The sequence below is a fragment of the Caulobacter sp. D5 genome, from assembly GCF_003185805.1.
GTDB lineage: Bacteria > Pseudomonadota > Alphaproteobacteria > Caulobacterales > Caulobacteraceae > Caulobacter.
The window spans coordinates 20,829-31,771 of sequence record NZ_QHJY01000159.1; the positions used below are offsets into that span (position 1 = coordinate 20,829).

Consider the following 10,943-nt stretch of genomic DNA (forward strand, 5'->3'; position numbering starts at 1 on the left):
CCGATCCCGTCAGCGCGCCGAGAAGCCGCCGTCCACCAGGTGGTAGCTGCCGGTGATGAACGAGGCGCGGTCCGACAGCAGGAAGCAGGTCAGGGCCGAAACCTCCTCGGAGCGGCCCAGCCGGCCGATCGGGTGCAGACCCACCAGGCCGGCCATGGCCGCCTCGTCCATCGAGGCGCGCACGGCCGGGGTGTCGATGAAGCCGGGGCCGACGGCGTTGATGCGCACGCCCTGGCCGGAATATTCGATGGCGGTCGTCTTGGTCATGCCGACCAGGGCGTGCTTGGCGGCGACATAGGGTCCTGAGCCGGCCCAGCCGTGGCTGCCGAGGATCGAGGCCATGTTGACGATCGAGCCGCCGCCGCAGGCCAGCATCGCCGGGATCTCGTACTTCATCGAATAGAGGACGCTGTGCAGGTCGACGTCGATCACCCGCTTCCAGGCGTCGATCGGATAGTCGGCCGTCGGCGCGCTGGGACCGCCGATGCCGGCGTTGTTCACCGCCAGGTGCAGGCCGCCATAGGTGTCGACCGCGAACTTGACCATGGCCTCGACCTGCTCCGGATCGCCGACATCGACCTTGAAGGCGGTCGCCGAACCGACCTCGTCCGCCAGGGCCTGGGCGCCTTCGAGATTGAAGTCGGCGATCACCACCTTGGCGCCGCCGGCCGCCAGTTCGCGCACCACCGCCTCGCCGATGCCCGAGGCGCCGCCGGTGACGATGGCCACCTTGTTCGCGAATTCCGTGCTCATCAGGGACTACTCCACTTACTGTTACACTGTACGCCCCCGACCTCCTATCTGGGGACGGCCGCCCGCGAGCGCCACCATGTCATGCATGCGCCATAGCCCTCCGCCGCGCTCATGCGTTAGAACGGCGCCATGAAAGCCCTGCCCAACATCCTGACCTCCGCCCGCCTGGTCATCGCGCTGTTCATGTTCGTCGCCCTGGCGGCCGCCGCCGGCGGCGTGCCGTGGCTGAGCGAGCAACTGACCGCCGACCAGCAGTTCTCGCTGCAACGCTGGGCGTTCTGGGCGTTCGTGGTGGCGGCGGTCACCGACTTCTTCGACGGCTGGCTGGCCCGCAAGCTCGACGCGGTCAGCATCTGGGGCGCCATCCTCGACCCGATCGGCGACAAGATCCTGGTCTGCGGCGCCCTGCTGGGCCTGATGGCCCTGGGCCCCAACCCGCTGGTCATCCTGCCGGCCGGCCTGATCCTGTTCCGCGAATTCGCCGTCAGCGCCCTGCGCGAGGTCGGCGCCGGCAAGGGCGTCAAGCTGCCCGTCACCCTGCTGGCCAAGTGGAAGACCACCCTGCAACTGGTGGCGATCGGCGCCGAGATGATCATCGTCTCGTGGGGCGCGTTCAACCTGCCGCAGGACCCGGCGATCTTCGAGCCGGCCTCGTGGATCACCCACGGCCTGCTGTGGCTGGCCGCCGTGGTCACCCTGATCACCGGCGCCCAGTACTGGGAAGCCGCCCGCAAGGCCCTGACCTGACCCCTAGCCCGGCCGCAAATTCGACACACGCATAGGACGAGCCTCCGCCTTCGACGTTCGATGGCGGGGGCTCGGTCATGCTCGGCTTGCTGTGGCGTGCGGTGTGTGTCGCGTTCCTGCTCGCCGCGCCCATGGCCGCGCGAGCCGAGAGCCGGCTGGTCGATTTCGAGGTCGCCTCGAAACGCTTCGACGGCAATCGGGTCGGCGTATCCCCGACCCGCAAGGCCGTGGCCTATCTGCCCGACGGCTATGAAGCCGGAAGCTGGCGCTATCCGGTCGTCTACTTCCTGCCCAACCTGTTCGACGACCACCGCGCGATCTTCGACCGCGACGGCGCCAGGGCCGTGCTCGATCGCGCTGTCGCGCAGGGCAAGGTTCCGCCGCTGATCCTAGTTTCGGCCGACTTCTCCACCCCGACCGGCAGCTCGTTCTACGCGACCTCGCCGGTGACCGGCGACTGGACGGGGTTCCTGGCCAGCGACCTGGTCGCCGCCGTCGACGGGCGCTTTCGCACCCTGCCACTCCCCGAAGCGCGGGGGCTGCTGGGCGACCGGATGGGCGGCTACGGCGCGATCCGCACGGCCATGCTGGCGCCCGGGGTGTTCGGCGCGGTCTACGCCCTGCATCCGGTCGGCACCGGCGTCGGCCTTCAGACCATGAACTCACGCCCGAACTTCGAGCGCCTGGCGTCGGCCAAATCCCTGGACGACCTGGGCGATGACGGCTTCTCACGGGTGTTCCTGGGGATGTACCAGGCCTTCCTGCCCAATCCGGACAGGCCGCCGTTCTATGCGGACTTCCCCGCCAGCGGCCGCGGCGCGAGCCTTACGACCGATCCCGTCCTGACCGCGAAGCTGCAGAACGCCTTCCTGCTGGATCGCCTGCTGCCGACCCATGCGGCCGAGCTCAAGGCCCTGCGCGGACTGATGTTCGACTGGGGCCGCTTCGACGGCAACGCCGACCACGTGGTCGCCAACCGCGCCTTCGCCGGCCTGCTGGAAGAACTCGGCGTCGCCAACGAGGCCGAGGAATATCGCGGCTGGTGGGGCGAGCGGCACTGGTCGCGCGGCGGCCGCGTCGAGGACAGGGTCCTGCCCTTCTTTGGGCGGGCGCTTGCTTTTGATCCCTCTCCCCTTGCGGGAGAGGGTAGCCCGGCGGAGCCGGGTCGGGTGAGGGGTCGATAGCCCTGTCCGCTCCAAGCGGATCGACCGGACGCGACGTCGAGGTTTGAGAGACCCCTCATCCGTCGCCTATCGGCGCCACCTTCTCCCGCAAGGGGAGAAGGACCAGCGTCACTCCCCCGCCAGGATCTCTTCTTCGTCGTCTTCTTCAGAGGGGCCGTGCAGCAGCCATTCGCTGTCCGGGCGCTCGTCGCCGCCGGCGCGTTCGGCCATCATCATCAGGGCCAGCCAGCGGGTTCCCGTCATCCGCAACACCATGATCGCCTCCAGGACTCAAGGTCGCTATTGAGAGTGACTCTCAATAGCGACCTGATCAAGGCGATTTCGACGCTTAAGGTTCTCTACCTAGAAGCGGGCCGTAGCCGCGCGGCGCGACATCAGCACCTTCTCGCGACGGCGCGAGGCCTCGCGCTCCAGATGGGGCGCAACCTCGGCCGCCTGGCGGCGTTCGTCTGGCGTGCCGCTGACGTCCAGCCGGCGCACATTGCTGAGCAGTTGCGCCAGTTCAGAGTCCTTCAAGGTGGGAATGCGGTCGATCAACGTCATGGTCACGCTCCACTCAAATTCAGCGGTGTTGATAACCACAACGCGCAAAGAGCTTCGAAGGTGACGCTTGCAGGCGAAAAAATAAAATCCCCATATTTCGCTTGCCATCCCCGACCGCGCCTTTTACAGATCACCCATCGAATTCGCTGCCGCTCGATCTGCTACTCCATGCTTCTTTCCAAGGAGCGCCGAGCCAGCCCTCCGACCCTCAACGAAATTGATCGTCGCCGGCACGCGCCTCGCGACGCCCTGAACTATGAACTAAAGGACTACCCAAATGGCTATCGGCACCGTGAAATGGTTCAACGGCACCAAGGGCTTCGGCTTCATCCAGCCGGACGACGGCGGCAACGACGTGTTCGTGCACATCTCGGCCGTTGAGCGCGCCGGTCTGGGCTCGCTGAACGAAGGTCAAAAGGTCAGCTACGAGCTGGAACAAGACCGTCGCAGCGGCAAGATGTCGGCCGGTCAACTGCAGTCGGCGTAAGCCGCTCTGACCTGACGAACTGAGACGGGCCGGCGCAAGCCGGCCCGTTTTGCGTTTACGGCTCCTGTTTTGCACCGCGGCGCCATCCGGTGGACGTAAGCGCCCTGCCCGCCTAGGTTCGCGCGGTGTCTTCCAGCCAGTCCGCCCACCCAGTCGCCATGCGTACGCTCCGCCTCCTCGTCGCCGCCCTCGCCCTGCTGGCCCTGACCGCCTGCGGCTCGATCTCGCGCGACGCCTACAAGGCCAGCGACATGGTCGGCCCGCCGCCCACCGGCCTGTCGGACATCCGCTTCAACGCCAGCGACAGCGCCGCCGGCATCCGCTTCGCCGAAGCCGCCCGCAACCGCGCCAAGGGCCAGAAGACCTTCGACGTCCTGGCCCTGTCGGGCGGCGGCTCGAACGGCGCCTACGGGGCCGGCGTGGTCACCGGCTGGACCAAGACCGGCGAGCGGCCCGAGTTCGACATCGTCACCGGCGTCTCCACCGGCGCCCTCACCGCCCCCTTCGCGTTCCTGGGCCCCACCTGGGACGAGCGGCTGACCGAGGTCTATACCGGCCCGGCCGCCGACCGCATCCTGCAGCCGCGCGGCCTGGGCGTGCTGTTCCATCCCAGCTTCTACGACAGCGGCGCCCTGCGCGGCCTGGTCGAGAAGTACGCCGACGCCAACATGATGCAGGCCGTCGCCGCCGAGCACCGCCGCGGCCGCCGCCTGCTGATCGCCACCACCAATCTCGACACCGAGGAGACGGTGATCTGGGACATGGGCGCTATCGCCTCCAAGGGCGACGAGGCCTCGCGCAAGCTGTTCCAGGACGTGCTGGTCGCCTCGGCCAGCATTCCCGGCGTCTTCCCGCCCGCCCTGATCCAGGTCGAGGGCCAGGGCCGGCGGCTGTCGGAGATGCATGTCGACGGCGGCGTCTCGATCCCGTTCTTCGTCGCGCCCGAGTCCCTGCTGCTGTGGACCGTCGACAAGGGCGAGGCCCGCCCGGGCCGGATCTTCGTCGTGGTCAACGGCCAGGTCGGCGGCGTCTTCGGCTTCACCAAGGGCAGCGCGGCCTCGATCGTCGGCCGCTCTTGGCAGACCATGAGCAAGGCCCTGATCCGCACCCACCTGGCCGCCAGCGCCGGCTTCGCCCAGCGCAACGGCGGCCAGCTGTTCTACAGCGCCATTCCGGACGCCGCCGAGGCCGACACCTCGGGTCTCGACTTCGCCGCCGACAACCGCAAGGCCCTGTTCCACATGGGCTACGACCGCGCCGTCGCCGGCTGGGCCTGGAGCCTGGCCGCCCCGCCCGCCGAGATTCCGGTGGTGAAGGCCCCGCCGGCCAAGCGTTAGACCCAGCCCGCCGCGCGCACCGTCGGCGCATGTCGCCGGCTGACCGGCGCGTTCACGCCGCCCGCCAACAGCAGCTCGCCCGCTCCGCGCCGCCAGCGCACGCCCTCGATCGCCTCGGCCGCCACCCACCAGGACCGGTGCACCTGCAGGCCGTGGACGCCGGCGAGATCCTTCAGGGCGTCGGAAAAGCGCAGGGTCAGCAGTTCCTCGCCCGCATCGGTGTGGACCTTCAGGTAGTGGTCGTGGGCCTCCACCGCGATCAGCCGCGCGCTCCGCCGCCGGGCCGACAGGCGGCGACGGAAGGCGGCCTCGGCCTGCGGCAATGGCGGCTCGACCACCACCCGGGTCTCGACCACCCTGCGCGGCGCCCGCCAGACCAGGGCCCGCATGGCCATGACCAGCGCGCTGATCACCCAGACCCGCCACCACAGTTCGAGCGGCATGTGGACGTCGTCGGCGCCGTAGAAGCCCTCGATCGACGACACCCAAGCCGTGACCAGCGGCGTCATCAGCAGGGTCACGACGACCAGCCGCTTCCAGAAGCCGCCCAGCCGCCGGCCCAGGACCTCGTCCACCGCCACGCCGATGACGCCGCCGCCGACGATGCAGGCCAGCCAGTAGGTGATCTTGCCGACCGGGCCGAGGTCGGCCGTGCCCCACGGGGCCAGCACGCCCATGAACAGGCCCAGAGCCGTCAGCAGCGCCAGGTCCGCCGCCAGCCGCCGCCCGATGGGCCAACCGTCTATAGGCGTCATCCTTGGTCCCCGACCTCCCGCGGCGCCGCTCGCGCAGAATGGGCGCCGCTCGCGCAACCCCGGTAGCGCGCTCCGCCGCCCCTCGCAATCTCGGCGCGAACCCGACCGGAGACCATCCTTGCCCCGCGCTCTTTCCCGCATGCTCTGGACGCTTTGCGCCCTGCTCAGCGTCGCCATCGCCTTCTACGCCTACCGCTACGTGGCGCCGGCCACGCCTGCGCCGCCGGGCGTCCGCGCCAACCCGTTCTTCTCGCCGTTCCTTTTGCTGCACGTGACCGGAGCGGCCACCGCCCTGCTGGTGGGACCCGTCCAGTTCCTGGCCGGCCTGCGCGCCCGTCGCCCCGCCCTGCACCGCGCGCTCGGCCGGCTCTATGTCGCCGGCTGCCTGGTGGGCGGGCTCGCGGGCCTGGTCCTGTCGCTCGGCTCGACCGCGGGTCCGATCGCCACGGCGGGCTTCGGCCTGCTCGCGCTCGCCTGGCTATGGACCACCGGCCAGGCCGTGCATCACGCCATCGCCCGCCGCATCCCCGAGCACCGCGCCTGGATGATCCGCTCGTTCTCGCTGACCTTCGCCGCGGTCACCCTACGGCTCTATCTGCCGCTGGCGGCGATAACGGGCCTGCCGATGGCGGAAGCCTACCTGGCCATTTCCTTCCTGTGCTGGGTTCCAAACCTGCTGATCGCCGAGCTGTCGCTGCGCCGTTCGCCCTCCCCGCAAACCGCCCCCGCCGGGACCTGACAAGGCCCCGGCGTCGCCGGCCGCCCGCCATCTAAGCTGCACAGCTAACAGCGCTTTTTCAGACTCCCCGACTCTGGGGTTGCGCCCGCCTGACTCCCTCTCTAAAGGGGCGGCTTAACCTGCAAGATGGTCGACAGCGGGCGCGCGGATGTGCGCGACCGTGTCTTTGCGCGAGTTACCCATGCCCAAACGTACCGACCTCTCCTCGATCCTGATCATCGGCGCCGGCCCGATCGTCATCGGTCAAGCCTGCGAGTTCGACTATTCGGGCGTCCAGGCGTGCAAGGCTCTGCGCGCCGAGGGCTACCGCATCATCCTGGTCAACTCGAACCCGGCCACGATCATGACCGATCCGGACGTGGCCGACGCGACCTACATCGAGCCGATCACCCCGGACATGGTCGCCAAGATCATCGAGAAGGAGCGCCCCGACGCCCTCCTTCCGACCATGGGCGGCCAGACGGCCCTCAACACCGCCCTCGCCCTCGAGGAAGCCGGCGTCCTGAAGAAGTTCGGCGTCGAGATGATCGGCGCCAAGGCCGAAGTCATCGACAAGGCCGAGGACCGCCAGAAATTCCGCGACGCCATGGACAAGCTGGGCCTCGAAAGCCCCAAGTCCAAGGCCGCCCACAACATGGAAGAGGCCCGTGACGGCCTGGCCTTCGTCGGCCTGCCGGCGATCATCCGCCCGTCCTTCACCCTGGCCGGCACCGGCGGCGGCATCGCCTACAATCTCGAGGAATTCGAGGAGATCGTCGCCCGCGGTCTCGACCTGTCGCCGACCACCGAGGTGCTCATCGAAGAGAGCGTCCTGGGCTGGAAGGAATACGAGATGGAAGTCGTCCGCGACACGGCGGACAACTGCATCATCGTCTGCTCGATCGAGAACATCGACCCGATGGGCGTCCACACCGGCGACAGCATCACCGTCGCCCCGGCCCTGACCCTGACGGACAAGGAATACCAGTGGATGCGCGCGGCCTCGATCGCCGTGCTGCGCGAGATCGGCGTCGAGACCGGCGGTTCGAACGTCCAGTTCGCGCTGAACCCGGCCGACGGCCGCATGGTCGTCATCGAGATGAACCCGCGCGTGTCGCGCTCGTCGGCCCTGGCCTCGAAGGCCACCGGCTTCCCGATCGCCAAGGTCGCCGCGCGCCTGGCCGTCGGATACACGCTGGACGAACTGAAGAACGACATCACCGGCGGCGCGACCCCGGCCTCGTTCGAGCCTTCGATCGACTATGTCGTCACCAAGATCCCGCGCTTCGCCTTCGAGAAGTACCCAGGTTCGGAGCCGCTGCTGACCACCGCCATGAAGTCGGTCGGCGAAGTGATGGCCATCGGCCGCACCTTCAAGGAAAGCGTCCAGAAGGCCCTGCGCGGCCTGGAGACGGGTCTGGCCGGCTTCGACGAGGTGGAAATCCACGGCGCCGAGGACCCCGACACCGGCAAGGCCGCGGTCATCCGCGCCCTGGGCGTGCCGACCCCCGACCGCCTGCGTGTCATCGCCCAGGCCTTCCGCCACGGCCTGACCGTGGAAGAGGTCAACGCCGCCTGTTCCTATGAGCCGTGGTTCCTGCGCCAGATCGCCGAGATCGTCCGCCAGGAAGGTCTGGTCCGCGCCGGCGGCCTGCCCAAGGACGCACAAGGCTTCCGCGCCCTCAAGGCCCAGGGCTTCTCCGACGCCCGCCTGGCCAAGCTGACCGCCTCGAACGAAAAGGCCGTCCGCGCCGCCCGCCAGGGCCTGAACGTCCGCCCGGTCTTCAAGCGCATCGACAGCTGCGCCGGCGAGTTCCTGGCCTCCACGCCCTACATGTACTCGACCTACGAGTTCGGCGCCCTGGGCCAGGTTCCCGAGTGCGAGAGCGAGCCGTCGGGCGCCAAGAAGGCCGTCATCCTCGGCGGCGGTCCCAACCGCATCGGCCAGGGCATCGAGTTCGACTACTGCTGCTGCCACGCCGCCTTCGCGCTCGACCAGATCGGCGTGGAGTCGATCATGGTCAACTGCAACCCCGAGACCGTCTCGACCGACTACGACACCTCCGACCGCCTGTACTTCGAGCCGCTGACGGCCGAGGACGTGCTGGAGCTGCTGCACGTCGAGATGAGCAAGGGCGAGCTGGCCGGCGTCATCGTCCAGTTCGGCGGCCAGACCCCGCTGAAGCTGGCCCACGCCCTGGAAGAAGCCGGCGTGCCGATCCTGGGCACCAGCCCCGACGCCATCGACCTGGCCGAGGACCGCGAGCGCTTCCAGCAACTGCTGAACGGCCTGAACATCGCCCAGCCGGAAAACGCCATCGCCCGCACCTGGGACGAGGCTCGCGCCGAAGGCGACAAGATCGGCTTCCCGTTCGTGATGCGTCCGTCCTACGTGCTGGGCGGCCGCGGCATGGAGATCATCCGCGACCACGAGCAGCTGGAACGCTACATCGCCAACACCGGCGAGATCTCGTTCGAACACCCGATCCTGCTCGACCATTATCTGAGCCGCGCCACGGAAGTGGACGTCGACGCCCTGTGCGACGGCGAAAGCGTGTTCGTGGCCGGCGTGCTGGAACACATCGAGGAAGCCGGCGTCCACTCGGGCGACTCGGCCTGCTCGATGCCCCCCTTCTCGCTGAAGGCCGAGACCGTCGAGGAACTGAAGCGCCAGACCGTGCAGATGGCCCTGGCCCTCAACGTGCGCGGCCTGATGAACGTGCAGTTCGCCATCGAGGAGCCGCACGGCGACAACCCGCGCATCTACGTGCTGGAAGTGAACCCGCGCGCCTCGCGCACCGTGCCGTTCGTCGCCAAGACGATTGGTCAGCCCGTGGCCGCCATCGCCGCCAAGCTGATGGCCGGCGCCAAGCTTGCCGAGTTCGGCCTGAAGGACGAGCCCTACGACCACATCGCGGTCAAGGAAGCGGTCTTCCCGTTCGCCCGCTTCGCCGGCGTCGACACCATCCTCGGCCCGGAAATGCGCTCGACCGGCGAGGTCATGGGCCTCGACTGGATCCGTGAAGGCGAGACTGGCCTGGGCCCGGCCTTCGCCCGCGCCTTCGCCAAGAGCCAGCTGGGCGGCGGCGTCACCCTGCCGACCTCGGGCACCGCCTTCGTGTCGGTCAAGGAAAGCGACCGTCCCTGGATCGTCGAGCCGGTGAAGCTGCTGCAAGCGGCCGGCTTCAAGGTCATCTCCACCGTCGGCACCCGCGGCTACCTGGCCGAACAGGGCGTCGAGGTCGAGCTGGTCAAGAAGGTGCTGGAAGGCCGTCCGAACATCGTCGACGTGATGAAGAACGGCGGCGTGCAGCTGGTGTTCAACACCACCGAAGGCAAGCAGGCCCTGGAAGACAGCTTCGACATCCGCCGCACGGCCCTGATGATGAAGGTGCCTTACTACACCACCAGCGCCGGCGCCCTGGCCGCCGCCCAGGCCATCTCCTCGGCCCCGGCCAAGGCCCTGGAAGTGCGCCCGCTGCAAAGCTACGCGTCGTAAGACGCCTGTAGCTTCGAGACAGGAAGGCCGCCCGGAGCGATCCGGGCGGCCTTTTCTTTTGTCCCTCTCCCCTCGCGGGAGAAGGACGGATGCGCGCCCTGCGAGAAACAACACACCCAGCACACGTATCCCGCTTGCCTGCCTGGACACCGGTGTCTTAGCATTGAGGAACAACGGTCGCCGAACCATCACGATGGCGGCCGACAAGGGGGAAACGACCATGTTCTTCGCCTGGGGGCATCAGGGCCAACGACGCGTGTTCGCCAACGCCGGCGCGTTCCAATGCAGTCACTGCGAGAAGGAGCAGCCCAGCACCGTGGTCCTGGACTACACGGTGCGGCACCTGTGGTTCCTGTTCCGCTGGACCACCGACAAGGTCTGGCGCAGCGTCTGCGAGACCTGCGGCAACATCCATCGCCTGCAAAACCCCAAGACCTTCGAGGCGGGGCTCTCCAAGCCGCCGATCCCGTTCATCGATCGTCGCGGCTGGCTGGTGGGCCTGGGCGGCGCCGGCGCCCTGGTCGTGCTGCTCGGTATCAGCGCCGCGGTCGACGACAAGAACAACCTGACCTATCTGCACGCGCCGCACGTCGACGACGTCTATACGATGGATTTCGGCCGAGACAGCCGCAACACCGAGTGCCCCGACTGCCAGTACGGCGCGGCCGTGGTCAGCGCGGTCAACGCCGAGGGCGTCTATATCCATCCCAGCAAGAAGATCTACAACCGCTCGTCCGACGTCCCCTGGGGCGCCAGCCCCGCCGACTACGTCGCCGGCGAAACCTACTTCATCTCCAACGCCCAGCTGCTCGACATGCACCAGAAGGGCAAGCTGATGGACGTGCGGCGGTAACGCAGTCTCCCTCTCCCCTTGCGGGAGAGGGTGGCCTCCGAAGGAGGTCGGGTGAGGGGTCTCTCAA

11 protein-coding genes are annotated in these 10,943 nt (G+C 68.3%); 7 read left to right on the forward strand and 4 right to left on the reverse strand.

What is annotated here, in order from left to right; all coding sequences use genetic code 11:
• Positions 1–9 precede the first annotated feature (9 nt).
• Positions 10–753 (reverse strand): SDR family NAD(P)-dependent oxidoreductase, encoded by a 744-nt coding sequence (locus tag DMC18_RS11650; protein ID WP_110118151.1) that lies wholly within the window; start codon positions 751–753, stop codon positions 10–12.
• Between the two features lie 129 nt (positions 754–882).
• On the opposite strand from DMC18_RS11650, the gene pgsA reads away from it, so the two are divergent.
• The gene (gene pgsA / locus DMC18_RS11655; RefSeq protein WP_110118152.1) at positions 883–1,500 is read left to right on the forward strand and encodes a CDP-diacylglycerol--glycerol-3-phosphate 3-phosphatidyltransferase; all 618 of its coding nucleotides are present in this window, start codon (positions 883–885) and stop codon (positions 1,498–1,500) included.
• Positions 1,501–1,577: 77 nt separating this feature from the next.
• Entirely contained in the window at positions 1,578–2,684 is a 1,107-nt protein-coding gene (locus DMC18_RS11660; RefSeq protein WP_110118153.1) for an alpha/beta hydrolase-fold protein, read from the forward strand.
• Positions 2,685–2,792: 108 nt separating this feature from the next.
• On the opposite strand, the gene DMC18_RS26545 is transcribed toward DMC18_RS11660, so the two are convergent.
• Together DMC18_RS26545 and DMC18_RS11665 are read right to left on the reverse strand one after the other, a co-directional pair.
• Complete coding sequence (locus DMC18_RS26545; protein ID WP_199228314.1) at positions 2,793–2,939, reverse strand: hypothetical protein; 147 nt, start codon at positions 2,937–2,939, stop codon at positions 2,793–2,795.
• An 87-nt stretch (positions 2,940–3,026) separates the two neighbouring features.
• A complete protein-coding gene (locus DMC18_RS11665) occupies positions 3,027–3,227 on the reverse strand; it encodes a hypothetical protein (protein ID WP_110118154.1) in 201 nt (66 codons plus the stop codon).
• 277 nt (positions 3,228–3,504) lie between these two features.
• On the opposite strand from DMC18_RS11665, the gene DMC18_RS11670 reads away from it, so the two are divergent.
• On the forward strand, positions 3,505–3,714 hold the full coding sequence (locus tag DMC18_RS11670; RefSeq protein ID WP_110118155.1) for a cold-shock protein: 210 nt from the start codon (positions 3,505–3,507) through the stop codon (positions 3,712–3,714).
• A 158-nt stretch (positions 3,715–3,872) separates the two neighbouring features.
• Positions 3,873–5,051, forward strand: coding sequence for a patatin-like phospholipase family protein (locus tag DMC18_RS11675; protein ID WP_110118156.1), 1,179 nt, complete (start codon positions 3,873–3,875; stop codon positions 5,049–5,051).
• On the opposite strand, the gene DMC18_RS11680 is transcribed toward DMC18_RS11675, so the two are convergent.
• Entirely contained in the window at positions 5,048–5,806 is a 759-nt protein-coding gene (locus DMC18_RS11680; RefSeq protein WP_110132948.1) for a LytTR family DNA-binding domain-containing protein, read from the reverse strand. The two genes, DMC18_RS11675 and DMC18_RS11680, sit on opposite strands and share 4 nt — an antisense overlap.
• 118 nt (positions 5,807–5,924) lie before the next feature.
• Here DMC18_RS11680 and DMC18_RS11685 point away from each other — a divergent pair, with 118 nt between their 5' ends.
• From DMC18_RS11685 to DMC18_RS11695, 3 genes are all read left to right on the forward strand, one after another.
• Positions 5,925–6,545, forward strand: coding sequence for a DUF2306 domain-containing protein (locus DMC18_RS11685; RefSeq protein ID WP_110118158.1), 621 nt, complete (start codon positions 5,925–5,927; stop codon positions 6,543–6,545).
• Positions 6,546–6,726: 181 nt separating this feature from the next.
• Positions 6,727–10,023, forward strand: coding sequence for a carbamoyl-phosphate synthase large subunit (gene carB, locus DMC18_RS11690; RefSeq protein WP_110118159.1), 3,297 nt, complete (start codon positions 6,727–6,729; stop codon positions 10,021–10,023).
• A 220-nt stretch (positions 10,024–10,243) separates the two neighbouring features.
• Positions 10,244–10,876 (forward strand): hypothetical protein, encoded by a 633-nt coding sequence (locus DMC18_RS11695; RefSeq protein ID WP_146218053.1) that lies wholly within the window; start codon positions 10,244–10,246, stop codon positions 10,874–10,876.
• Positions 10,877–10,943: the final 67 nt, after the last annotated feature.